Genomic DNA, 25,921 nt, shown 5'->3' with positions numbered 1-25,921 from the left:
TCTCAATTAAGAAACTCTGAGCCTTATCAATTAAAGCTTATTTAGCAGCTTCAATTGCTTTTAGTACTTCAGCTTTAGCAACATCAGCACCTTCCCAACCACTGATTTTTACCCACTTACCTGGTTCTAAATCTTTATAGTGACTGAAGAAATGCTCAACTTGGCTAATCAACAATGGAGGAAGATCTGTATATTCCTTCACGTCTTTATAAAGTGGAGACAATTTTTCGTGTGGAACAGCGATTAATTTCGCATCGATACCACCGTCATCTTCCATTTTTAATTTGCCCACTGGACGGCAACGAATTACAGAACCAGCAGCAACAGGATGTGGAGTTACAACAAGTACGTCTAACGGGTCGCCATCTTCAGACAAAGTATTTGGAACATAACCATAGTTCGCTGGATAGAACATTGCTGTGCCCATGAAACGGTCTACAAACAATGCATCAGAATCTTTGTCGATTTCATATTTAATTGGTGCTGCATTTGCAGGAATTTCAATGATGACATAGATGTCATTTGGGGCATCTTTACCTGCTGGGATATCGCTGTAACTCATATCAATACTCTTTCGTTATGAAGTCAGATGTAAAATCCACTCGATTATAGCGTGGATATCATCAAAATGATGCCGATTATACAATGCGCACACGCGAAAGTTGATATGAATGATGACAGAATGACACTCAAGTCAGTTTAATCGTGACCACTAATAAGAAGATTGGACACAATATAGATAAGAACCAGACAATCGAGCGTAAAGTTGCCCAATTACTTAAATAGCAGATCCCATAAATAACTCTTAAAATAATATATGCCCAACCTAATCTCAGAATAAAATATTCTGGAACAACCATATATTCAGCCATTAAAATAGCCGTTAAGAATAAAGGTAGGCTTTCAAAACTATTTTGTTGTACGGCATTAGCGCGAGCAGCCAGACCAGTTGTTTTGGCAAAAAAAACTCTCGGATTTTGATTATCGGCAGGCTGAAAACCACCTGTAATTTTTGCAATTGCGGTAAATGCGTATGGCAGTAAACATGCCACTAAAATAATATAGATAATGCCGCTGATGCCCTGCATAGTGCCATCCATCACTGAAAATACTGTTGATCATGCTATCATAACATTGCGTTTTTACCTGAAATTTTATGCAATCACTTGTCAACACTGATGAATAGGGCCATGTATGCAACAACCTGATCAAAAAGAATTGTTTGAAGTCTTGGATAAGCAAAAACAGAATCAACTTCAGATAGATCGCATATTAAAGATCGTACTCCCTATTGTCGCTTTTTTACTGAGTGTGATTTGTGCAAATTTGAATTGGCAATCTACACTTGGTACCTTTGTTATTTTAACAATTACCTTTATTGCAGTCGGTATTAAACGACTTCCTTTGTGGCACTGGCTCATTGTGATTACCGTATATTGCTTAGCAGATAATTATTTAAGTTATGGTCAGCTTGATTTAACTCACATACGCCTGCAACTCGGCACAATGCTTGTTTTTGTGGGGATGGTCGGAATTGGACGCCCTTATATAGACCGCTGGTTTATGAAAAGTCATAAAATATAGAATAAAAAAAGCGCCCTAAGGCGCTTTTTTTATTAACTGATTAGGCTGGTTTACGTAAGTCTTTACGTAAAATTTTGCCTACGTTTGATTTTGGTAATTCATCCATAAACTCAACATAACGAGGACGCTTATAGCCTGTTAAGTTCTCTTTAGCAAAGCTCAAAACTTCTTCTGTAGTCAAGCTTTGATCTTTTTTCACAATAAAAAGTTTTGGCACTTCACCTGATTTTTCATCTGGAACACCAATCGCTGCAACTTCCAATACTTTTGGATGTTTAGCAATAACTTCTTCGATTTCACTTGGGTAAACGTTAAAGCCAGAAACCAAAATCATATCTTTTTTACGATCTACAATTTTTGTATATCCACGGCTATCCATAACACCGATATCGCCCGTACGGAAGAAACCATCTGCTGTCATGACTTTAGCTGTCTCATCAGGACGTTTCCAGTAGCCTTTCATGACTTGAGGTCCACGAATCGAGATTTCACCTTGCTCACCTAAAGCAACTTCTTTACCGTCATCATCTAAAATGGCAACTTCAGTTAAAGGTAACGGAATACCAATTGTGCCACTAAATTCAGTAGAAGCAGGTGGATTTGCAGTTGCTACCGGTGAGGTTTCTGACAAGCCATAACCTTCAATGATGGTTGTGCCCGTAATTTTCTTCCAAGCTTCTGCTGTAGAAGATAAAACAGCCATACCACCGCCCATCGCCATTTTTAACTTGCTATGGTCAAGTTGTCTGAATTCTTCATTATTGACTAAAGCATTAAATAATGTATTTACTGCTGGGAAGAATGATGGTTGATATTTACGCAGCTCGTTAATAACAGCTGGTAAATCACGAGGGTTCGGAATCAAGATATTTGCCTGACCTTTATACATACCGTACATAGCGCAAACCATGAACGCAAAAATATGATAAAGTGGTAATGCACAAACAATACGGTCACCTTTAGCGCCATCGTTTGCACCAAATTTACTTTGGAAAATACCATCACACTGAAGTAAGTTTGCGACAAGATTGAGATGAGTAAGCTCTGCACCTTTTGAAACACCAGTAGTACCACCAGTATATTGAAGCACAGCCGTATCACTTAAGGTTAAAGTCGGACGCTTGTAATTACTTGCATTTTCTTTATTTAATGCTGAATTAAATTTAACGTGTCCCGGAATATTCCAAGCTGGAATTTGCTTACGTACTTTACGTAATACAAAGTTCACCAGAGTACCTTTGAGTGTACCGAGCATATCTCCTACAGTAGCAATTACAACATGCTTCACTGGAGTTTTACCTAAAATGCTTTGATACACACTAGCGAAGTTTTCAATAATTACGAGTACTTCTGCACCTGAGTCATTTAATTGATGCTCAAGCTCACGTGCCGTATAAAGCGGATTAACATTCACTAATACCAAGCCTGCACGTAACACAGCTAATGCAACTACAGGATACTGCAACACATTCGGCATCATTACTGCAACACGAGTTCCTTTTGCTAACCCCAAATTTTGCAAATAGGTCGCGAACTTACGGCTTGCAAGTTCTAACTCATTAAATGACATCGCCTTATCCATGAAGATAAAGGCATCACGAGAACCAAATTTTTGGAAATTACTCTCAAAAATATCAACAAGTGAGGTATTTTCTGCAGGCAATTCTACTGTTTCTGGAATCCCTGTCTTTTGGTATTCTGCAAACCAAATTTTTTCCATAATGCCATTATCTCCGATTCGTAATCCTTAGTAATAACTGTTATTCAATGCCCCAGCTATTCTTTAGCTTCTTGGTGCCAGAACATATTTAAAACTTATTGGCACATTCATGACACTTTCGAACAAGATTATGAGACAGAAATTTTGACAATTTGACCCTGTCAATTTTTTTTGCATGGAGTACAAATTACGTACTCCAAATTGCTGTCCTTTTAATCATTATTCAATACCAACAAGTTCAGTTCATTGCTTGAACATGTTGCCATATATAGCGTATTTATGTTGCCAGACGCTAGCTTTATCTCTGAATCAACAGTTTATTTGCTTTTTGATATCCACGTGGTAAGAGCTGACCTTTTGAAGCTCGTTTACCTATGTATTTTTGTAGATCATCACCTTTTAATTTTAAATGTTGTTGACCTGCAACCACCTGAATTATTTCATCTAAGTTCAGGGTTGTCATGGATAAAATTTGCTCTTTCGCTTCAAGTTGTATCAACTTATTACCTTTACCCTTATTTAAGTTCGGCAGTTCAGCCAAATCAATAATTAAGAGTCGCCCTGCTGAACTGAGCACAGCCAAATGTGTCATATTTTGAGCAGATATTAATGGTAAAGCTTTTGATTTTTCAGGCACCGACAAGAATGTTTTACCGGCCTTAGCATTGGTATCTAGCTGTTTGGCTTGAGTTTTAAATCCATAACCTGATGTACTCGCAGCGATAAGTTCAGACGCTTCATCTTCTAGATAAACCTGAATAAACGACACGCCACTTGCAGGAGCAAGTTTGGAACTTAATGGTTCACCTAAACCTCTTGCTGATGGCAAGCTGCTGATAGGTAAAGCATAACTACGCCCTGTCTCATCAAGGAAATAAATCCGTTGATTGGTTTTGCCCACAGCGTGACTTAAATATTGGTCGCCAGCACGGTAGTTTAAATTTTCTGCATCAACATCTGCACCTTTTGCAGCACGAATCCAACCTGCTTCAGATAAAACAACCGTTACTGTTTCTGCAGGTACAAGGTCTTGCTCTTTAATCTGGACAGCTTCAGCACGCGCTACAATTGGAGAACGGCGCTCGTCACCAAACTTTTTCGCATCTTCTTTTAATTCACCGATAATCAGATTCTTTAAAGATTCTGGATTTTCTAATTGTTCACGAATAATGGCTGCTTTTGCTGCAAGTTCATCCTGCTCTTGACGGATTTCCATCTCTTCGAGTTTTGCTAAATGACGTAACTTGAGTTCTAAAATTGCTTCTGCCTGTATCTCATCAATCTTGAAATGTTCCATCAATACAGGTTTAGGCTGATCTTCTTCACGAATAATACGGATGACTGTATCAATATCAAGGTAAGCAATTAAAAGACCTGCCAAAATATGCAGGCGTTTTTCAATTCGGTTTAAATGATATTCCAAACGGCGAGTCACCGTTTTTTTACGGATCTCAATCCATTCCAGCAAAATACGACGAATCGATTTCACCTGAGGACGTCCATCCTCACCAATCATATTTAAATTAACACGATAGCTTGACTCTAAGTCCGTCGTTGCAAATAAGTGGCTCATCACCGCTTCAGCATCAATACGATTTGAACGAAGTACAATCACTAATCGTGTTGGATTTGCATGATCCGACTCATCACGTATATCCACCACCAATGGTAGCTTCTTAGCCTGCATTTGATCGGCAATTTGAGTAATGACCTTAGAACCCGATACCTGATAAGGCAACTCAGTAATCACGATTTCATTTTTTTCGATGGTGTACACCGCTCGCATGCGGTAACTACCACGACCAGTGGTCTGGATTTTGAGTAATTCTTCTGGTGGAGTAATAATTTCAGCTTTTGTTGGTAAATCTGGCGCTGGAATATATTCAGCCAATTTTTCATCTGAAGTTTGCGGATTACGAATTAAGGCAATCGTTCCTTTAATCACTTCACGTAAATTATGCGGCGGAATATCTGTCGCCATACCAACAGCAATCCCCGTTGTGCCGTTGAGTAGAATATTAGGAATACGTGCTGGCAACGTAATGGGTTCTTTTAATGAACCATCAAAGTTATCTTGCCAGTCAGTTGTGCCCTGCCCTAACTCATTTAACAATAACTCACTGTAGGCAGAAAGTTTTGCTTCGGTATAACGCATCGCAGCAAATGATTTAGGATCATCTGGCGCTCCCCAGTTACCTTGTCCTTCAATTAAAGGATAACGATAACTAAACGGCTGTGCCATCAATACCATGGCTTCATAACATGCCGAGTCGCCATGAGGATGGTATTTACCGAGTACATCACCGACTGTACGAGCTGATTTTTTTGGCTTACCACTATTTTTCAGCCCTAATTCGCTCATGGCAAATACAATACGGCGCTGTACAGGCTTTAAACCATCACTGATATGTGGCAATGCACGGTCCATGATGACGTACATGGCATAATTCAGGTAAGCCTGTTCAGTAAATTCGGCTACAGAGCGGTTTTCTGTCGCTTGATGCGCAAGGCTGGTCATAGTCAGCTTATCTTCCAAATCAGTCGTTATTTTAAATGAGTCTTATGCTAAGTGGGCTATGTTACAGACACAAGAGGGAGTCTGTCACCTGAGCGTCAAATTATGTCTCATCTCTCGATATTTTTAGTTACTTGCTATAAAGTTAGGCAAAACTAAAGCCCTATCGACTCTAATCTTTTTCCTTGGGTTTCTTCACCCAATATCAAAATTACAGCAGCAACCAAAAGCAAAACAACTGTAAACATCATAAAAACGTGGCTAAATCCGTTCTTAGCCACCATCATATGTGTGACAACGATCGGCGCCAAAATCCCGCCTAAACGCCCCATTGCGGAAGCCCAGCCAGAACCAAAAGCTCGAATATTGGCTGGATATTGCTCTGGCGTATAGGTATATAACACTCCCCATGCTCCTAAATTAAAGAATGACATGAGGCAGCCCCAAAACATAATGCTGTTCACACTGTCGGCTTGTCCAAAGAAATATGCAGACAATGCACAAAAGCCAATAAAAGAAGCCAGTGTAATCTTTCTTCCCAAGCGCTCTACAAACCATGCAGCTGCCAAGTAACCAGGTAGCTGTGCCAAAATCATAAGAAGAACATATTCAAACGATTTAACAATGTCATAGCCTTGTTTCACCAATAAACTCGGTAACCAAGTAAAAATACCGTAGTAGGAATAGACAATCCCAAACCAAATGAGCCAGAGCATTAAACTACGGCGTGCAAAAGGACCACTCCAAAGTTGTTTAAAAGAAACCTTTTGTCGTATAGCTACAGGCATGACTTCAATATGATGAACAATTTGAACACCCGCTTGAGCTTCTAATTTTTGAACTAATGCATGCGCTTCTTCAATACGGCCACGATTAATGAGATACGGTATCGACTCAGGGAGTTTTTTCCAAATCACTAAAATATAAATCAGTGGGAGGCCACCCATAAGAAATGCAATATGCCAACCAAACTTAGGAATAATAAAATAAGAAATTAATGCAGCAACTAACCAGCCTAAACCCCAAAAACTTTCAAGGAGTACAATAAAACGACCACGTACATGTGCGGGTATATATTCGCTAACCAGTGTTACAGCAACAGGCAACTGTCCACCAAGACCAACACCAACAATAAAACGAAAAATTAATAACCACTTTAAATCTGGCGCAAAAGCACATAAGGCCGTCGCGATACTATAAATTGCCATGGTAGTGGCAAATATTGTCTTACGGCCAAATCGATCAGCCAAAGCTCCCGAACAAACTGCTCCAATCGCCATTCCCACAAAGCCAATACTCACAATCCAGCCACTTTCGGCTGGAGTTAGCGCCCAGTCTTTGACTAAGGTTGTCATGATAAAAGCAATGATTCCTGTGTCCATCGCATCAAACATCCAACCTAGACCAACCACCCACAATAATGTGTAGTGAAATTTGCCGATTGGAAGATTTTGTATACGTGAAATCAGGTCCATAGGAATGACTCTACTGGAAAAAGTAAGTGAGCAAGACAATTATTTAATTGTTATAGCATGCTCACATAGCATTCTGCATGATTAATGTTCATCGGTTGAAGAAGCCGACTCTGCATCATCATCTTTATAAATAAACTTAGGCATTTCTAAACCAAAATAGATGGCAATCAAACGAAGGGTAAAACCGAAAATTAAGGTTGAAATGACGGTTAACTCTAAACTTAACCCTAAATCCTGACATACCCAGTAACAGATGACCGCCACCAAAGAAATACTCGCATAAAGTTCGCGACGGAAAACAAACGGGACATCGTTACATAAAATGTCACGTAAAATACCGCCAGAAACTCCGGTCAATACACCAGCTACAGCGGATACGACAAAACCGTGCCCCATCTGCAAGGCAATCTGGCAACCAATGATGGTAAACCCGATTAAACCTAAAGCATCGAGCACCAAAAAGATGTTATGTAAGTGACGCATCCATTTGGCAATAATGATTGTGACAAATGCAGCGCAACAAGTCAGAACCAAATATTCAGGATGTTTTACCCAAGTTAAAGGATAGTGGCCGAGTAGTACATCACGTACAGAGCCACCACCCAAGGCCGTCACACAGGCAATCAGTACGACACCGAACCAGTCCATACTCCGTCGCCCAGCAGACAATGCACCTGTCATAGCTTCCGCAGTAATCGCAATAATATAAATAACGGTGAGTAACATCGCCCTTTCCCTCAGGCCAAACGGTGGGCGTATTTTAAGGTAAAGTTATAGGAATTGTGCACAGCATTGTTTAAATTTTTTTCCAGAGCCACATACACACGGTTGTTTCATCGTGACATGCATATCTACCGTGGGGTCAAGAAAAAACCATTGTTGTTGCTGATATACAAAATGTGAAACCTCATGGTGAACCTGAGCTTTTTGTCCATCATGATAATGCGCCTTGAATTCAACCTGCGCATGCGTTTCGTCTAATTTTTCTTTGGCCTGAATAACTTCTAAACTCAACCATTGATTTTGTTTGCTCCAGTCTGCAATAGCCTCTTTATCAAGCGCAGCTTGCTGACCTAAAGCAGTTGTTTTCACAATATAGTCAATTTGTTGTAATGCAAAAGCACTATAACGCGAACGCATAAGCTGCTCTGCTGTTAGGGCTTTTGCTGTGCCTAAATGTAAAGGCTCACAACATTCTGCATAGCTGGCTTTTCCACATGGACAAGTGTGTTGAGTCATTCTGTGTTTCTCAAATAAAAAAATAGCTCAGATTTGAGCTATTTTATGATGTTTCTAGACTTGAAATGTCATTTAATCTTTTGATTCATCTTGTTCGATAGAAACAATATGAACTTTCTCGATTTTATGGCCTTCCATCGTCACTACTTCAAAGCGATAACCATCTGCTTCAACAGTTTCACCATTTTCAGGCAAGCGACCTAAATGGAATAACAAATAGCCCGATAAAGTAGAATACTGTTCACTTTCATCAACCAAATCACGACCTAATAACAAAGATACATGGCGAATGTCGGTTGAACCTTCAAGTATTAATGAACCATCTTCCAAGCTCTCAGCAGCCGCATCTAGTTCATCTTCATCTGGGAATTCACCCGCAATTGCTTCTAAGATATCGATTGGTGTTGCAATACCTTCAATTGAACCGTATTCATTTAAAACGATTGCCATTTGTAAAGGCGCTTGACGTAATTGCTCCATCACCATAAGTACTTGAGCATTTTCATGCACAATGACGGGTTCACGTAAATGCTTTTGGAAATCGACTACACCAGTTTCAATAAAGCCATTCAAAACTTTATGAGTGAGTGCAATACCCTCAATATTATCAAGCTCACCACGTGCAACAATCAAACGAGAGTGTGTCATTGACATTAAACGTTCTTTTAAAACTTCCGGTTCGTCGTCTAAATCAATCCATTCAAGTTCAGGTCGTGGAGTCATAACAGACTTTACAGGACGTTCTGATAAACTAAGAACACCTTGCACAAGTACACTATGATAAGCACCATTTTCTTCGTCAAAAACTTCATCTGCAAAAGCTTGTGTAGCCAATACATCTTCTTTATCAGAAGATTGTGTATCTGAGCTAGAACCACTGCTTTTACTTCCTAGCATACGTAAAACCGCAGAGGCAGTGCGATAACGCAAGTCTGTGGTTGTCACTAGCTTTTCCTGATTGCGGCGCATGCTCTGATTGATAATTTCTACCAAAACAGAGAAACCAATTGCAGCATATAAGTAACCCTTTGGAATATGGAAACCAAAACCTTCCACGACTAAAGAGAAACCAATCATCATCAAGAAACCAAGACACAGAATAACGACCGTTGGATGCTTATTGACAAAGTCCATGAGTGGTCTTGATGCCCACAACATGATTCCGACAGCAATTACAACGGCAACCATCATGATTGACAGTTCTTTCACCATACCGACAGCTGTAATCACACTGTCTAATGAGAACACAGCATCAAGCACAACAATCTGGACAATGACCATCCAGAATGCAGCATGAACAGGATTATCTTCTTTATGAAGTTGGTTACCTTCCATGCGCTCATGCAATTCCATGGTGCCTTTAAAGAGCAAGAACACACCACCGAACAACAAAATCAAATCACGGCCAGAAAATGGATGATTAAGAATATGGAAAAGTGGTTCAGTTAGTGTCACCACCCAAGCAATCGAAGCTAAAAGTACTAAACGCATTCCCAAAGCGAGCACCAGACCCACTACGCGCGCTTTAGCTCGCTGCTCTGGCGGCAGTTTTTCGGCCAAAATAGCAATGAAAACGAGGTTATCAATCCCCAGAACAATTTCGAGAACGATTAAAGTTGCTAAGCCCACCCAAGCAGCGGGATCAGACATCCATTCAAAGATCATCGATCCTGCTCCTGCGCTGACTGGATTTTATCTTTATTTGGCAACACAGCAGGCATGCCCATACAAAGGAGGGAAAATGTTTTTTTAGGACAAGAAATTAAAACGGAGCGACTACAACCACTACCCATATTTGTTCATATGTTGTTAAACGAATTTTTAGTATAGGCAAGATTTAATAGAAATTCATCATTTTTATTTGTTCATGAAGGGCATTCACCAAACCCATACAAAACATGAATCTTTCTTATAAATCTGCTTATAAAGTTGTCATATCTTTGGCTTAGTGTAGACAAGAAATATGAACGTGATAAGGTGAAAATAAAGCAATGAATAGCGTATTAACAATGGCAGTAAATGATTCATCCATAACAGCTGTAAAAACAAAACAACCTCTTATTGCATTATATTGTGGTTCACGTGTAGGAAATAATCCAATCTATCGAGAAAAAGCAATTGAGCTCGCTCGTGGAATTGCTGAGCAAGGCTTTGGTTTGGTCTACGGCGGTGCAAGCATTGGCTTAATGGGACAAGTAGCCGACAGCGTACTCGAAAATGGCGGTGAAGCTGTGGGAGTGATCCCTGATTTTATGCTTAACTATGAAGAAGCACACTCAAGATTAACCGAATTACACGTAGTAGAAACCATGCATGAGCGCAAAGCCATGATGGCTGAACGTGCAAGTGCATTTGTTGCATTACCGGGTGGTTTAGGAACATTCGAAGAGATATTAGAAATAGCCACTTGGGGTCAACTCAACCAACATCAAAAACCCATGATTTTATATAACGTAAATGGTTTTTATAATGCATTGATTGCTCAGTTAGATCATGCGGTTCAAGAGGGTTTTCTCCCACTTCAACACCGCGCTAAATTGATTATCTGCGAAGACGTTGATCAAATTTATAACGTGATAAAAAACTTAAAAATGCCAAAAAGATTTGTTGTCTAGTTGCCCACCTACTCTCCATAAAAAAGCGGTCCTGCCGCTTTTTTTGTTTTAACTATTTTCACCGTGCTTTCAAAAGCAATTAGATTTAGTAAAGGGGTACTCAACATTGTCTTACTTTTTTTACTTTCAATTTGTTTTACACTAGACCAAAACGTTAACTTTCAAATGTTATGAATGCCACGCCGACTCACCAAGCCTTGCAACCTGAATATCGCTTACTCGTACTTTTGGTTTCCATTGGCTTTTTTATGCAGGCTTTGGACACAACGATTGTAAATACCGCTATTCCTGCAATGGCTCATCATCTAAATGAAGATCCATTACGCATGCACAGCGTAGTAGTGGCCTATGTTTTATCAGTAGCTGCCTGTATTCCTTTAAGTGGCTGGTTAGCAGACCGCTTTGGTGTTAGAAATATTTTCTTATCAGCAATCGTTATTTTTACTCTGGCTTCTTTAGGTTGTGGTCTTTCTCAGAGCCTCAATGAGCTGTTAGTTTTCCGAGTTATCCAAGGCGTGGGTGGAGCATTATTACTCCCTGTTGGTCGACTATCACTTTTAAAAATTATTCCTCGAACTCAGTTCTTAGCTGCAATGAGCTTAATGAGTCTTGCAGGTTTACTCGGACCTTTGGCTGGACCAACTTTAGGCGGCTGGTTAGTTGAAGTTGCAACTTGGCACTGGATTTTTCTCATCAATATTCCCATGGGTATCTTAGGCATCTTAATGACATTAAAAGTCATGCCTAATTTAAAAGAACCTTCAGTCAAAACATTTGATTTAGGCGGCTTCATCTTATTAGTGGTAGCAATGATTGGATGGTCTTTGGGTATCGAACATCTGGCATCGCCTGAATATTCAAAATGGTTCAGCATTTCGCTATTGGTGGTTGGCATAATCGCAACACTTTGGTATGCCTATCATTCTCATACCCATCAAAACGCATTATTCCGCAGTCGACTCTTTAGAAATAAAATTTATGCGATTGGTATTTTAGGTAATTTCTTTGCCCGCTTTGGTGGGAATGCCTTACCTTTTGTTTTACCGCTCATGTTACAGGTCGCTTTTGGTTTTGAACCTTTTATTGCGGGTTTAATGATGATTCCTCTGGTCTTAGGTTCATTATTTTCAAAGCCAATCGTCAGACCAATTATTCAGAAAATTGGCTACCGACGTTTTTTACTCATCAACACAACGCTGGTCGGGCTATGTATTGCCTCTTTCGCCATCATGACAGTGGACACCCCAACTTGGTTTAGAGCCTTACACTTTTTCTTATTTGGTACATTAAATTCATTACAATTTGTTGGAATGAACACTTTGACCTTAAAAGATTTACCTCAACAAGATGCGAGTAGCGGTAATAGTTTTTTATCGATGATCATGATGCTATCAATGAGTATTGGCGTGGCGCTGGCAGGTACACTCATTAATGTATTTACCAGTTATTATGGTGCCGATCACGTGACAACAGCATTCCATGTCACCTTAATTTGCCTCGGTTGTATCAATGTCATTGCTGCACTTATCTTCTGGCAGATTCCCAAAAATACCCCCGTATAAGCCGTTGCACTTTTAGCGTGGTTTATCACTCTTGAATCACGTTATGATGTCGGCCTAACATCTTTAATGAGTTTTGCATGACCAAACTGGCTAAAACCTTTTTCACAGCACGGCACTACAATACCCTAATGGGAATTGGCTTGGCATGTGTTATGGGAGTTCTGGCTTATTTTGGTCTGTTCTATCAACAAAAAGCCGTGGCACAAGATTATCCAGTTCAGGGATTCGATGTCTCTCACCATCAAGGTGATATTGACTGGAAAAAAATATCACCAGAAAAGTTCCAATTCGTTTATTTAAAAGCGACTGAAGGTGGTGATTATAAAGATTCAAAATTTCAAGAAAACTGGCTCAAAGCTCGTGAACATGGGCTTCATGTAGGGGCTTATCATTTTTACCGTCTATGCCGTGATGGTAAAACGCAAGCAGATAACTTTATTGCGACTGTGCCTAAAAAATCAGATGCGCTTCCGCCAGTTATTGATTTGGAATACGACAGTAACTGTATTAATACATACACCAAAGAACAATTAATTAAAGAAATTGGCATCATGCATGATCGCTTAAAACAGCATTATGGCAAACAGCCCATCTTTTATATTTCTAGAACTTTTTATCACATTGTCCTAGTTGGAAATTTTTCTGGTACTCCTCTTTGGGTGCGCGATTATGAAGCTAAACCTGAACTCAAAGATAAAAGAAAATGGCTCTTTTGGCAGCATAGTAATCAGGGTAAAATTGAAGGGATAACAAAGCCTGTAGACTTAAATGTTTATGAGGGTTCAGTCAAAGAATGGCACCAATTTTTACAGCAGCAAGGCATCGTGAAAGCACAATAATATGCGCAAAATCATTCATATCGATATGGATGCCTTTTATGCATCAGTCGAGCTACGGGAACAACCTGAATTAAGGCATTTACCCGTTGTTATTTCATCTCATCATCCGCGAGCTGTGATTGCTGCTGCATCTTACCCTGCCCGAGAATTTGGTTTGCGTTCAGCCATGTCGATGAGTCAGGCAAGAAAACTATGCCCTCAAGTCGTTATTATTGAACCAAATTTTGAAAAATATCGCACAGTTTCAGCTCAAATTCACTCGATCTTTCAGCAATATACGCTACTTATTGAGCCTTTATCTTTAGATGAAGCTTATTTGGATGTCACTGAGAATTTAAAACAGATTGCGAGTGCAACTGAAGTTGCCATGCATATTCGAGAAGATATTTTCAGATTAACTGGACTGACTGCATCGGCAGGTGTAGCACCCAATAAGTTTTTAGCAAAAATCGCCTCTGACTGGAATAAACCGAATGGTTTATGCGTAATAAAACCTTCGCAGGTTGCTAATTTCATTCAAGATCTTCCACTTAAAAAAATTCCTGGTGTGGGTAAAGTCACTCAGGAAAAATTACAACAGCTTCAGTTACATACGCTAGGTGACTTACAGAAAGTTGAAGAGGCTATTTTAGTTCACCACTTTGGTAAATATGGTCAACAGCTCTATCTATATGCGCAAGGGATTGATCATAGACCTGTTCAAGCTGAAAGAGCTCGCCAACAAATTTCAAAAGAGACTACCTTTGATAGTGATTTTACTTTAGCTCAATGTCAGCCCTATTGGCAGGGATTAGCCGAAAAAGTCTGGCAAAGCTTAGAGAAAAAACAGCTCAATGCACGTGGTGTTAATGTCAAACTTAAACTCAAGAATTTTCAGACTTTACAACATAGTAAAAGCTTTAAAAGACCTATTCAGTCGCTACACGACCTAATCCAAGTTTTATTTTTATTATTAAATGAAATGCAGATTCCCGAACATTTCCAGTTCCGCTTAATTGGTATAGGGGTTTATCAGTTACAAACTCAATCAGATGACTTTCAACTTAACCTTTGGTGATTGACTAATTTTCACTCAAAAGAGTGGATTTTGAACAAAATCTATTCCCTTTTGCTCCAAGTTTAGAGTAACCTAATCAGCGCATATTCATTACCCATGTATTTGCAACATGCTTAAAGCAACCTTTACTTTTGGCATACCGTCCTGTGATTGGCGTGACGACCAAATCCGAATATTGCAGGGCACAAATGTGCCCTTTTATTATAATTTATTCTTTAATAAAAACATTTATATATTACAGTCCTGTTTGGTCATTTTAATTTTAGTTAATGGCACATTATCTTTATATAAATACTTTAAATTAAGTTGCGCTCCTTTATTTAATAATTCTTTCATTTTTATATTATCGCAAACACCTTTAACAATTTCAGGAACACCATTAACTTCCATTGCTTGTACCCATTCAGCAGGCATATCCGCAGACGTTATATGAATCAGACGATAATTCAACGTTAATTCTTTCCCTTGGGCCTCAACATGTTCTAAATTTGTTTCTCGATCTACTTGCATAGGCAAGTTTTTATTGATCATCTTGGCCCCAAAAGTTAACTGTAGCGGCAAATCATCCTTAATACTTTCTTTACACAAATTCTGAGGGACACTTGTAGAATATTCCTCTGTAATATATAACTGTTTATCCACCCCACGAGAAACCACCATATAGTAATCACGATCTGTAAAACAGTTCTTATTGCTATATCTCGTCGCTGAAATCTTTGCAGAGTTTTGACTCCTCGTCACTTTCACATCACTATAGTTAGATGTATATCCCAGCTTTTGAAGCATTTCTTGATTTTCTAAAAATAGTTCTTTTAGTTTTTTCCCAGACATACTTATGCTTTGTTCAATACCATCCGGTGTGATTTGTTTTTGATTAAGTTTGGCATTGTCTGCATAGAGTTCCATTCCTTTTGGATCACTCTCATTTGACAACTGTTTATATTTTTCAAAGAACAATATATATTCTTGATCAGGATTTATAGCATGCGTTATTGTTGTCATTCCCAATAATCCTCCCAATATAATAATCTCTATTTTTTTTTGCATGATCATGTCCAATATATTATTTTATTCAATGCAGATATTAGCAATTTATAATAAATCTTGTCATTAATTATTCTATTTAAATATAAAATTTACAATTTAATATAGTTCGATCAAGTACAATTCATTTTATTTTTTACTCGGTAATAAATATGACGGTAAAGCGTTTACACGTTACTTCACGTTACTGCGAAGTTGCAATTTCAGGTAATTTAGTACACTTAGCTGGGCAACTCGCAGATGATACAAGCGTAGATGTTACATCACAGACTCAGCAAACTTTAGATAATATTGATCGCTTATTGGCAGAAGCTGGAACCGATAAAACCCACATTCTTTCTGTCATGATTTTTCTAAAAGATATCGAAAAAGATTATGCAGCGATGAATGCTGTTTGGGATGCATGGATTAGTGAAGGGAACCCACCAGCGCGTACTTGTGTTGAGTCCAAACTTTATGCGCCAGACGTGCTTGTAGAAATGACGGTTGTTGCAGTACTTCCATAATTTTTATAAATATAAATCGAGATTAAATTGAGCAATATCTCTAGTTATATTGCTCAATTTTTTACTGCTTTTAAATAATGAGTGTCAGTATCTTATTAGGGCTTATCAAATTACCAAGCTTGCCCATACTTGTTATTCAAGATTAGACACAATTATTTTTAATCTTTATTGCACCGAACTTTTATCCAAATCTAACGTTACCTACTTTTTAAGACTTCACAAAAGCATTTGACATTCTTTCTAGCTGTGGCGTTGCATGTAAAGTTGCCATCTCTGTTTCTGGAGTCAATAAGTCTCTTCTTAGATCATGATAGTCAGGTACCTCACTATAATGCAGCACGCGATAACCAGCGAGTTGCAACAGACGACGTTCATATTGTTGATGCGCTCGGCGTAAACCATTTTCGCCAAGAACAACAACTACAACAACCTGATAATTTTGGTCAAGTACAACAAAATCAGCTGCCATATTTTGATATTTTCGTCGTGTATGCGCATATTTTGTAGTTAGTAGTGCATCAAAGGATACATGTGCCAATACTGTAAATTTAGGCAAAACTGTTTGTAGTCTGGTTAATGTTATTTGCTCATGACTCGTTAATACTGCACGGCGCTTCAAGGCACTATCATGTTGATGCCTTCGTGAAAGACTTTTCACTGCCATCACAACAGCCAAAAATAATAATAAGATCGTAATTAGATAATACATGGGCCTAATCCTTTAAGTTTTTTATAATGATTTTGCTAGATCACACTTTGTTTTAATTGATAACGACACAGCCGTTCTTTAAAAGGTTCACTTAGTAATTTCACTTGTAGTTATCAAGCTTGGCTTAAATTTAGCCACCCTCACATTATTTATAATCATAGAGTCAACAACAATCAAGTGCAGCTCGTCAGATTTATGGTATTTATCATTTTTCGTTACGTTTTTTGTACTTTAAATCTGCAAAAATCTCACTATGCGATTTAAATAGACATATTAAAAACAAAAAAGGCTCTGTTCAAGAGCCTTTTTTATCATTATCCACGAGCTTTTGATTTTGGTTTACTTTTACCACCAAACGGTCTTTTCTCACCTGTTTCACGAGGAGGCAAACCAGTGTGTTGGGTTAGAACCTGTCCTTTTTGTGGACGTTTTTGCCCTGCTACTGAGCGAGTCTGCCCCTGACCACGTTTTGCTGAATCTCCCGCCACAGACGAGTTCTTCTTACGTGCAGATTTATATTCACCTTCAGCAGTACCTTGTGGCTGATAGGTCGGAATCAAATGCTGCTTCGAATTACCAATTAAATCGGCACGACCCATTTCTTTTAAGGCCTCACGAAGTAATGGCCAGTTGTTTGGATCATGGTAACGTAAGAATGCTTTATGCAAACGACGACGCTTCTCACCTTTTACAATATCAACTTTTTCAGTATAGCGAGCTACTTTAGCAAGCGGGTTTTTACCCGAATAGTACATGGTGGTTGCAGTTGCCATTGGCGATGGATAGAACGTTTGTACCTGATCGGCACGGAAACCATTTTTCTTAAGCCAGATTGCAAGGTGCATCATGTCATAATCTGAAGTACCTGGATGCGCAGCAATAAAGTAAGGAATTAAGTATTGCTCTTTTCCTGCTTCTTTACTGAAACGGTCAAACATTTGCTTGAAACGATCATATGTCCCAATACCCGGTTTCATCATCTTCGATAAAGGGCCATTTTCGGTATGCTCTGGAGCAATTTTTAAATAACCACCCACATGATGTTGTACCAGTTCTTTTACATATTCCGGATTCAGTACTGCAAGGTCATAACGTAAACCAGAACCAATTAAAATCTTCTTTACCCCTTTAATCGCACGCGCTTTACGATAAAGCTGTACTAAAGGTGCATGATCGGTATGCAAGTTTTGACAAACACCCGGATATACACAAGAAGGTTTACGGCAGTTCTTTTCAATTTCTGGGTCTTTACAATGCAAACGATACATGTTTGCTGTTGGGCCACCTAAGTCAGAAATAATGCCTGTGAAGTTTGGTGCCGTGTCACGAATTTTCTCAATCTCACGTAAAATTGAGTCTTCAGAACGGTTTTGAATAATACGTCCTTCATGTTCTGTAATCGAACAGAAAGTACAGCCACCAAAACAGCCACGCATAATGTTGACCGAGAATTTGATCATATCAAATGCTGGGAAACGAGCATCGGCATAAGTTGGATGAGGCAAACGTGCATATGGAAGATCAAACACATAGTCCATTTCCTCAGTGGTTAGAGGAATTGGAGGAGGATTGATCCAGACATCACGCTCACCATGGCGTTGAACCAAAGCACGGGCATTACCCGGATTAGTTTCAAGATGCAAAATACGGTTTGCATGCGCGTAAAGCACGTGATCATTTGACACTTCTTCAAAAGAAGGTAAACGAATTACCGCCAACTCGCGTGGAGGCAACTTGTGTTTAATTGCTTTTGACGGTGCCGGCTTTAATTGAACGATTTGAGTGTCGTCATCTAGTTTGTCGCCTTCACGCACAATCGGATTTGCAACAATCTCTTTCTGGAAATCTTGATACTGAGCTAATGAGTTACCTTTTTCTTTTTCAACCTCACAACCATCAATATCTTCAGTCATGACATATGGGTTAATAATTGGGTCAACACGCCCAATCGTATCTACATCATTACTCGCAACTTCAACAAACTTTGCTTTCGATGCTTTGTTATGTTTATTAATAATAAATGCTGTACCACGAACATCTGTAATCTCGTGGATTTTTTCACCTTTAGCCAAACGGTGCATCACGTCAATAATGGCACGCTCACCATTACCATACATAAGCAAATCGGCTTTTGAATCCATCAAAATCGAACGACGAACTTTATCTGACCAATAATCGTAGTGTGCAATACGACGTAAACTGCCTTCAATTCCACCTAATAACACAGGTACATCAGGGAATGCTTCACGACAACGCTGGCAATATACCGTTGCTGCACGGTCAGGACGTTTGTTCGGCTCATTGTTTGGAGAGTAAGCATCATCTGAACGAATTTTACGATCTGCCGTATAACGGTTGATCATCGAATCCATATTACCTGCCGTCACACCCCAAGCAATGGTAGGCTTACCTAAAATGCGGAAGCTTTCAACATTGGTCCAGTCTGGCTGTGCAATAATTCCGACACGAAAACCTTGTGCCTCAAGTACACGCCCAATCACACCTGATACAAAAGATGGATGGTCAATATAGGCATCACCACAAACTAAAATGAAGTCACACGCATCCCAGCCAAGTTGATCCATTTCTTCTCGTGACATCGGCAAAAATGGTGCTGGTTCAAAACACGACGCCCAATATTTGTCGTAATCAAACAACGCTTTTGGCGCAGTTTGCATGGTGTAAGCAGTAGACATGGCTTGCGAATCTCGGCTAGCAGATGGAGGAGAGACATCTAAAGATGAAAGCCGATCATTTTAACATGAATTCCATTCATTTTCCCTGTTTATAAAACAAACGAAAACAAGGATATAAAAATTAATTTGATTAAAGTTTATTCAATATTTTATTCTTCTAATAAATGCGGCGGAATAAACTCCACCGCAGTTTTAACGCACTTATTTATAAGACTTAGAACAAAGCTTTGGGTAAGCGGATTTGAATAATCTCATTATCGTCAGCCAATTTTGCATTACGTCCTATAGAGCCTGGGAAGTTATTATCATTTAGAACAGTGAGGGTTGTACCATTTTCAATGATGACATCTTCAATGGTTTCAAATGGGAAGGCAAAAATCTGCTCTGTCCCAATATCCCCGACTCTTGCTGTGCCATAAAGTAAATTTGGATTGGCAATTTTAATTAAATCGACTAAATCTTCGCGGCTTACGGGTTGGCCTGACTCATTTAATTTAATACGAATTAGTTTTTTATATCCGCCTAAATTATTCTGAGTCGCATCACGCTCAATAATAATGCCTTCTTTATCATTAAAAAGTTGGAAGTCACCAATATTGGTTGCCTTACTGTCTAACTGGAACCAATAATATTTTCCTGTATAAGCTTTTTTCTTCAGGTCAAATTGAGAAATCAATAGCTGTCTTTCCGTTTCTCGAATTGATTTAAGCGGTTTCTCTACAAGAGGATAAAGATATTGACCGTCTGGCGAAATTGCCATTCCTTCAAAACCACCACTTTGCTGAACCAGAGGCTCTACAAAATTAATTTGCGCTTTATTAAACTGATTTTGAGGAGAGCGAAGTTCTTGTGTCGGATTTAGTGGATTTGGCAGAGCAATTGGAGCATCCAACAACACACCATCTGCAGAAAAATGAAGTAAATAAGGACCAAACTCATCCCCAATCCAATAAGTCCCATCACTAGTACGTTGCATTGACTCGGGGTCAAAATCAGCACCAGTTAATAAACGCTCAGCTGTATCACCATTGACGATAGTAAATGGAATTAACTTGTTTGGATCACGCAGTTGGATAAAGCTTTGCACAGTAACTTGACCCGTACCTTTAGCTTTAGTTTTGAAATCAGGCTTTAATTTATAGATACGAAGTAAAAAGTCTGATGAATTATCTTGAGTCCCAAACCCGTTATCGGCCATTGCCATATAACTGCCATCTTCATTTTTTAATGCAGCAGAAAAGCCCTGTACAGGTTGACCTTTAAATGGAGGATAAATTCCATTTGCACCTTTCACATATGCGCCAGAGTCTGGACCAGAAGCGTAGGTTTCTACGGGTAACTTAGCAAAAGAAATTAAGGTCGGTTCGGTAACATTTTCAGTGGGTGAGGTTTGTTCTTGATCGTTATCATTGTTACATGCCGTCAATCCTAAACTGGCACAGCATAATAATGCGACTAAAGTTTTTTTGCTCATGGTTTTATACAGTCGGTAAAAAATTAAGCAAATTTAATCAAGCTTATATGAAGTTTTTACTTCAAAAAGATGAAATCTTTATGGCGAAAATATGACAAGCTAACTATTCAATACACAGCAAAAATTGAATTTCTTTGATAAAAACTGATTAAAGTTTTGTTGGCTGGTATTCTCCGGCAATTGCTGCTTTCAAAAAATTCTGAAAGGTAGGACATAGCATATGATTTTCAGCAGGACACACTGCCGCATGTTGTAATCCCTGACTAATAAAATGTAATCGCTTTGCCATTTGCTCTAATTGTTCAGCTTTATCTTTTAGTTTTTGACGATCAAGATCAGGTTTACCATCTTGTCCAAACATTGCGGCGATCTCATTTAAAGAAAAACCCGCAGCACGACCTAAAGCAATTAATGCCAGTTGATCAAGCACCTGTTTACCATATTGCCGACGTAAACCTTGCCGCCCTATTGATTTAATTAATCCTTTCTCTTCATAAAAACGTAGCGTTGCTGTTGTTACTTTTGCCTTTTTCGCGACTTCACCAATATCCATAATACCCTCTTGACTTCAAGTGAACTTCAACTTGCACAATAAATTTATCACGTTTCATACATATAAAAGCAAGGTGTAAAAATGAATATCTTCACATTGTTGTTTCAAGCTTTATGCCTCTGCATCGGGGCAACAGTAATTATGGATATCTGGCTGTTAATACTAAAATTATTCAAAATTCCGACCTTAAACTTTGCCTTTCTCGGACGCTGGGTTGGTTGGATATTTCAAGGCAAATTCATACATAAATCTATTGCACAAAGCTCTCAAATTAAGGGTGAATATTTACTAGGTTGGATCGCACACTATAGTGTTGGGCTAATTTTTGCTTTGAGCTTTCTTTTCATTGTGGGCTCCGATTGGCTCATTCACCCTCAGTTTTACTCAGCGTTACTTTTTGGTTTAGTCACAGTTCTCATTCCTTTTTTCATTATGCAACCTGCAATGGGTAGTGGGATTGCCTCTTCAAAAACACCTCATCCATTTTTGAACTGTCTAAAAAGTTTGCTTAACCATAGTGTTTTTGGCTGTGGTTTATATCTCACTGCAAAAATCTTTCAAATTTAAAATAAAGGAAAATCTCATGAAAACCGTTGCTATTATTTACCATAGTCGCCAAGGTCATACTCAGTTTATTGCTCAGCAAATTCAAACTGGCGTATTAAGCCAAAAAAATATTAAAGTAGATCTACTAAGTGCTGAACATCTCATTGAAAACCCTGAAATACTTATCCAATACGATGGCTTAATTTGGGGATCTCCGACTTACTTAGGCGGAGTATCCTCGAAATTAAAACAACTCATGGATGCAACTGGTCCACTATGGAAAAAACAGAGCTTTAAAGGAAAACTAGCGGCTGGGTTTACCGTATCATCCCTTCCCTCAGGTGATAAACAATCGACATTAATTTCACTTTTTACCTTCTGTATGCAACATGGCATGTTATGGATCGGTAATCCAATTCTGCCCGAGCAACATCAAGGTGTACCTTATGCTGAAGCAGCTAACCGTCTTGGTTCATGGTCAGGATTAATGGCTCAGGCTGAACACGACAGTAGTCCCGATAGGTTTGATGAAGGAGACATTAAAACTGCTCGATTATTTGGAAATAATTTTGCAATGACCTTGAATGCTTATCTTGGAGTGTAAGATTATGACAGCACAAAGGATTTTATTTCCGCTCATATTATCTGCAATGATGTCATTTATAATTTCAGGAATTACGACTTTCAAAGCAGTAGAACCAGTTCAAAATTTCTTTTCATTATGGATATCCGCATGGGGTATTGCGTGGATATTTGCTTTCCCAAGTGTATTGATCTGTACTCCTGTAGCACAGAAACTAGTCGACATCGTATTTAAGAAAGTTGAAAAAGTATATCTGTAAGTTAAAACGTACAAAACTTGCGGTGAATTGCGGATATCCAGCTTTAGTATTTTTTTATAATATATGAAACATAGAGAGACAGGATGTCTCATTGAAGAAGAATAAGAACGCAGGAAGCGGTAGTTGACAGGAGTTAGCTACATAAGCTGAATACGAAGGAACCTCGACAGGATGTCGGGGTTTTTTCATTTTAATCATACAAAATTATCACTATTTTCTTGTGCGGAGCAACAGAACTTATATTGATCCATTAGTTACAGCTGAATACCATGATTTCATTTGAAACTTGATTATCGGTTTTATATTTTGCTTACCTCATCTTTATCTAACAATTATTTTAAACCAACTCAAATACACATTTTGAGCCTCAAATTTTTTACAATTGTTTTAATGACAATAATGACGGGATGTACGAGCTTAGGCCCGAATAGTGGTTCATTTTCATGGCGTTCAAATAAACTCTCGTCTGGTTTACAAAAAGCTTATTCTGTTCCACAAAGCACAGCGAATCGGTTATCTCCAATTATTATTCAAAGTGCTGATCAATATAATGTGCCACCTCTTTTACTTGCCGCAGTCATAAGACAAGAATCGAGTTATAATACTAATGCTCTATCACCTACGGGTGCAGTCGGTTTAACTCAAATTATTCCAAGCTATTGGCAACAAACTTGTGCCGGTAATTTGTATGATGAAACGACTAATATTCAATGTGGGGCGTATATTTTAAATCATTATTATCAGTCAGCAGATAGCTGGTTTAAAGCCACTGCTTATTACAACGTTGGACCTACAGGATATGAGCGAAGTTTCTGGACACGTCACAAAGCTAAGAAATATGCCCGATCTATTAAACGTCATCAAAAAGCTCTAAAAAGCGCCTTATAAATTAAGGTCAAATAAAAAGCCCATCTTTTGATGGGCGTTTTATACAAGTAATTTTATTCGTCAAATAAACCTTCAAATAGAACAGAAGATAAATAACGCTCTCCACTGTCTGGAAGAATAACAACAATCGTTTTGCCAGCATTTTCAGGACGTTCTGCAATTTTAGCAGCCGCAGCCAAAGCTGCTCCACTTGAAATACCCACTAAAATGCCTTCCTGCGTTGCACAATTTCTTGCCAACTGAATTGCTTCTTCACTAGTTATTGGTAAGACTTCATCAACAAGATCTAAATCAAGATTCTTTGGAATAAAGTTCGCACCAATTCCCTGAATTTTATGCGGTGCAGGTGTAATATTCTCACCATTTCTAGTTTGAGTAATAATTGGAGACTCAGCAGGTTCAACGGCTACAGAGTACAAAGGTTTATTTTGAACTTGTTCGAAATAACGAGAAATACCAGTAATTGTGCCACCAGTACCTACACCAGCAACCAAAATATCGACTTGCCCGCCTGTTGCTTGCCAAATTTCAGGACCAGTTGTATCCACATGGATTTGTGGATTTGCTGGATTTTCAAATTGTTGAGGTAGAAAATAAACATCTGGTTGTTCAGCTGCTAATCTCACAGCTTCATCAACTGCACCTTTCATCCCTTTCGCTGGTTCAGTTAAAACTAAATTGGCACCGAGTGCTTTTAATACTTTTCTACGCTCAAGACTCATGCTTGCAGGCATAGTTAAAGTAATTGGGTAACCCTTAGCCGCTGCAACAAAAGCCAATGCAATCCCCGTGTTACCACTGGTTGGTTCAATAATATGCATGCCTTCTTTTAACACACCACGCTTTTCTGCATCTGCAATAAGTGCCGCTCCAATACGACATTTCACAGAAAATGCAGGATTCCGACTTTCTACTTTTGCTAATACAGTTGCACCAGTTTTAATCAAACGATTGATACGAACTAAAGGTGTATTACCAATTGCTTCTGCATTATTTGAATAAACTGCGATCCCTAAATTATTGGGTGTTGGAAATTGCTGGTCGGTAGACATGTTATATCCTTATTAGATTTGGAATGATGCTGAATCATTATAAGCTTCTCTAATAAACAGGAAAGTAGAAAAGCTAAGTAATGCCTAAATTATCAAATTAACAACGTGTCTTGTCATAGATTTTTTTTAACAAATAACAATTTAAAAATACATTAAGAATCAAATTATTAGATTAGATAAATTTATTTTCCTATTTACGTACCACATTAAAAATAATAGGAACGCTGGCTAATATTTCACATTATTAAGACTACACTAATCTTCTGATCAAACATTAAAGCTAATATTTGTTCAATATTTTATGTAATTAAAACTACCAAACTTCACCCTCTCGCCATTCTGCGCAAATAGTATTCTCTTCTGAACGATGTGATAGTCGGTCTGTCAGCTGAGTACTCAAAGGATATAGCATAATTTCATAGTCATCAGTCAGATAAGTAGAAGTATCTTGTTTGATGTATAAATCTCCCCACCATGAAATCCAACCTAATTTTTTATAAAATGCTTCATCTTCTGGTTGTAATGCCGCAAGCTCATATTCCAAAGAAGTTAATGTATCAACTAAATGTCTTAATAATTGTGATGCGAACCCCTTACCCCGCATCTTGTAGTCAGTAGTCACTACTCTATATAAGCAGTTTTCACATTGAAACTGCCATGTATGGTGAAAACTCTATCTGTCCATAAAGCATGTGACACAATATTATCATCTAATATGCCTACTATATGAACAGCACTTTGCATGAAGGTATATTGACTCCAAGGATCTTCATCAAAAGCAGAAAAACATAGCTCAGCAATCTGTTGTCGCTGTTGCTTATTTAATCCATTGCATAGGTATATTTAAAAAAATAGAAGGGAGTTATGGGCTAAAAATATCATTTTTAGGCAGTTAAAGCATTACTCCCCTTTTCCAGCATAAAAAAACACCCCTGGCCTATTGGACAGGGGTGTTTGAATAATGAGCTGGCGATGACTTACTCTCACATGGGAAACCCCACACTA

General features: G+C 38.6%; 24 protein-coding genes and 1 pseudogene. 10 read left to right on the top strand and 15 right to left on the bottom strand.

Annotated elements, in window-relative coordinates; all coding sequences use genetic code 11:
* Positions 1-37: 37 nt before the first annotated feature.
* Complete coding sequence (gene ppa / locus AC07M3_RS17395; RefSeq protein WP_003654399.1) at positions 38-562, bottom strand: inorganic diphosphatase; 525 nt, start codon at positions 560-562, stop codon at positions 38-40.
* Positions 563-689: 127 nt separating this feature from the next.
* Positions 690-1,088: an MAPEG family protein gene (locus AC07M3_RS17390; protein WP_494567894.1), complete on the bottom strand. Its 399-nt coding sequence runs from the start codon at positions 1,086-1,088 to the stop codon at positions 690-692.
* A 106-nt stretch (positions 1,089-1,194) separates the two neighbouring features.
* On the opposite strand from AC07M3_RS17390, the gene AC07M3_RS17385 reads away from it, so the two are divergent.
* Positions 1,195-1,584 (top strand): hypothetical protein, encoded by a 390-nt coding sequence (locus AC07M3_RS17385; RefSeq protein WP_494567895.1) that lies wholly within the window; start codon positions 1,195-1,197, stop codon positions 1,582-1,584.
* Positions 1,585-1,624: 40 nt separating this feature from the next.
* Here AC07M3_RS17385 and AC07M3_RS17380 read toward each other — a convergent pair whose 3' ends face one another.
* The 6 genes from AC07M3_RS17380 to AC07M3_RS17355 all read right to left on the bottom strand — a co-directional run bounded on the left by AC07M3_RS17380 (position 1,625) and on the right by AC07M3_RS17355 (position 10,198).
* Positions 1,625-3,304, bottom strand: a complete 1,680-nt coding sequence (locus AC07M3_RS17380) for a long-chain-fatty-acid--CoA ligase (RefSeq protein ID WP_003654394.1) — start codon at positions 3,302-3,304, stop codon at positions 1,625-1,627.
* A 298-nt stretch (positions 3,305-3,602) separates the two neighbouring features.
* Positions 3,603-5,822, bottom strand: a complete 2,220-nt coding sequence (gene parC / locus AC07M3_RS17375; RefSeq protein ID WP_209831403.1) for a DNA topoisomerase IV subunit A — start codon at positions 5,820-5,822, stop codon at positions 3,603-3,605.
* Between the two features lie 152 nt (positions 5,823-5,974).
* Positions 5,975-7,294, bottom strand: a complete 1,320-nt coding sequence (gene niaP / locus AC07M3_RS17370) for a niacin transporter NiaP (RefSeq protein WP_005037373.1) — start codon at positions 7,292-7,294, stop codon at positions 5,975-5,977.
* 81 nt (positions 7,295-7,375) lie between these two features.
* Complete coding sequence (locus tag AC07M3_RS17365; RefSeq protein ID WP_005045261.1) at positions 7,376-8,020, bottom strand: trimeric intracellular cation channel family protein; 645 nt, start codon at positions 8,018-8,020, stop codon at positions 7,376-7,378.
* A 45-nt stretch (positions 8,021-8,065) separates the two neighbouring features.
* Positions 8,066-8,533, bottom strand: a complete 468-nt coding sequence (locus AC07M3_RS17360; protein WP_494567896.1) for a YchJ family protein — start codon at positions 8,531-8,533, stop codon at positions 8,066-8,068.
* A gap of 72 nt (positions 8,534-8,605) precedes the next feature.
* Entirely contained in the window at positions 8,606-10,198 is a 1,593-nt protein-coding gene (locus AC07M3_RS17355; protein ID WP_494567897.1) for a TerC family protein, read from the bottom strand.
* Positions 10,199-10,524: 326 nt separating this feature from the next.
* On the opposite strand from AC07M3_RS17355, the gene AC07M3_RS17350 reads away from it, so the two are divergent.
* The 4 genes from AC07M3_RS17350 to dinB all read left to right on the top strand — a co-directional run bounded on the left by AC07M3_RS17350 (position 10,525) and on the right by dinB (position 14,606).
* Positions 10,525-11,148, top strand: a complete 624-nt coding sequence (locus AC07M3_RS17350; RefSeq protein ID WP_005037381.1) for an LOG family protein — start codon at positions 10,525-10,527, stop codon at positions 11,146-11,148.
* Positions 11,149-11,318: 170 nt separating this feature from the next.
* Positions 11,319-12,710, top strand: coding sequence for a multidrug transporter subunit MdtD (mdtD, locus tag AC07M3_RS17345; protein WP_005037383.1), 1,392 nt, complete (start codon positions 11,319-11,321; stop codon positions 12,708-12,710).
* 77 nt (positions 12,711-12,787) lie between these two features.
* Positions 12,788-13,549 (top strand): glycoside hydrolase family 25 protein, encoded by a 762-nt coding sequence (locus tag AC07M3_RS17340; protein ID WP_494567898.1) that lies wholly within the window; start codon positions 12,788-12,790, stop codon positions 13,547-13,549.
* Between the two features lies 1 nt (position 13,550).
* Complete coding sequence (dinB, locus tag AC07M3_RS17335) at positions 13,551-14,606, top strand: DNA polymerase IV (protein ID WP_494567899.1); 1,056 nt, start codon at positions 13,551-13,553, stop codon at positions 14,604-14,606.
* 228 nt (positions 14,607-14,834) lie between these two features.
* On the opposite strand, the gene AC07M3_RS17330 is transcribed toward dinB, so the two are convergent.
* Positions 14,835-15,653, bottom strand: coding sequence for a hypothetical protein (locus AC07M3_RS17330; RefSeq protein WP_494567900.1), 819 nt, complete (start codon positions 15,651-15,653; stop codon positions 14,835-14,837).
* A gap of 149 nt (positions 15,654-15,802) precedes the next feature.
* Between AC07M3_RS17330 and AC07M3_RS17325 the strand changes: the two genes are divergently transcribed.
* The gene (locus tag AC07M3_RS17325) at positions 15,803-16,156 is read left to right on the top strand and encodes a RidA family protein (protein ID WP_005037389.1); all 354 of its coding nucleotides are present in this window, start codon (positions 15,803-15,805) and stop codon (positions 16,154-16,156) included.
* 208 nt (positions 16,157-16,364) lie between these two features.
* On the opposite strand, the gene AC07M3_RS17320 is transcribed toward AC07M3_RS17325, so the two are convergent.
* From AC07M3_RS17320 to AC07M3_RS17305, 4 genes are all read right to left on the bottom strand, one after another.
* The gene (locus AC07M3_RS17320) at positions 16,365-16,865 is read right to left on the bottom strand and encodes a DUF2726 domain-containing protein (protein ID WP_092709699.1); all 501 of its coding nucleotides are present in this window, start codon (positions 16,863-16,865) and stop codon (positions 16,365-16,367) included.
* Between the two features lie 314 nt (positions 16,866-17,179).
* Positions 17,180-19,561, bottom strand: coding sequence for a YgiQ family radical SAM protein (locus AC07M3_RS17315; RefSeq protein ID WP_494567901.1), 2,382 nt, complete (start codon positions 19,559-19,561; stop codon positions 17,180-17,182).
* Positions 19,562-19,775: 214 nt separating this feature from the next.
* Positions 19,776-21,035 (bottom strand): esterase-like activity of phytase family protein, encoded by a 1,260-nt coding sequence (locus AC07M3_RS17310; RefSeq protein WP_494567902.1) that lies wholly within the window; start codon positions 21,033-21,035, stop codon positions 19,776-19,778.
* Between the two features lie 148 nt (positions 21,036-21,183).
* On the bottom strand, positions 21,184-21,588 hold the full coding sequence (locus tag AC07M3_RS17305) for a helix-turn-helix domain-containing protein (RefSeq protein ID WP_231762107.1): 405 nt from the start codon (positions 21,586-21,588) through the stop codon (positions 21,184-21,186).
* A gap of 81 nt (positions 21,589-21,669) precedes the next feature.
* Between AC07M3_RS17305 and AC07M3_RS17300 the strand changes: the two genes are divergently transcribed.
* The 4 genes from AC07M3_RS17300 to AC07M3_RS17285 all read left to right on the top strand — a co-directional run bounded on the left by AC07M3_RS17300 (position 21,670) and on the right by AC07M3_RS17285 (position 23,864).
* Complete coding sequence (locus tag AC07M3_RS17300) at positions 21,670-22,155, top strand: DUF2938 domain-containing protein (RefSeq protein WP_494567903.1); 486 nt, start codon at positions 21,670-21,672, stop codon at positions 22,153-22,155.
* A gap of 16 nt (positions 22,156-22,171) precedes the next feature.
* A complete protein-coding gene (locus AC07M3_RS17295; RefSeq protein WP_494567904.1) occupies positions 22,172-22,738 on the top strand; it encodes a flavodoxin family protein in 567 nt (188 codons plus the stop codon).
* Positions 22,739-22,742: 4 nt separating this feature from the next.
* A complete protein-coding gene (locus AC07M3_RS17290; protein ID WP_494567905.1) occupies positions 22,743-22,976 on the top strand; it encodes a DUF2798 domain-containing protein in 234 nt (77 codons plus the stop codon).
* A gap of 279 nt (positions 22,977-23,255) precedes the next feature.
* Positions 23,256-23,864: a lytic transglycosylase domain-containing protein gene (locus AC07M3_RS17285; protein WP_494567906.1), complete on the top strand. Its 609-nt coding sequence runs from the start codon at positions 23,256-23,258 to the stop codon at positions 23,862-23,864.
* A 53-nt stretch (positions 23,865-23,917) separates the two neighbouring features.
* Here the strand turns inward: AC07M3_RS17285 and cysK are convergent, their stop codons facing one another.
* Both cysK and AC07M3_RS17275 read right to left on the bottom strand, forming a co-directional pair.
* Positions 23,918-24,916, bottom strand: coding sequence for a cysteine synthase A (cysK, locus tag AC07M3_RS17280; RefSeq protein ID WP_494567907.1), 999 nt, complete (start codon positions 24,914-24,916; stop codon positions 23,918-23,920).
* Between the two features lie 313 nt (positions 24,917-25,229).
* Positions 25,230-25,759 (bottom strand): annotated as a pseudogene (locus AC07M3_RS17275) (GNAT family N-acetyltransferase).
* Between the last annotated feature and the right edge of the window lie 162 nt (positions 25,760-25,921).

The organism is Acinetobacter sp. GW821-FHT09D10, assembly GCF_059416285.1.
This window is presented reverse-complemented; position numbering and strand designations above follow the sequence as displayed.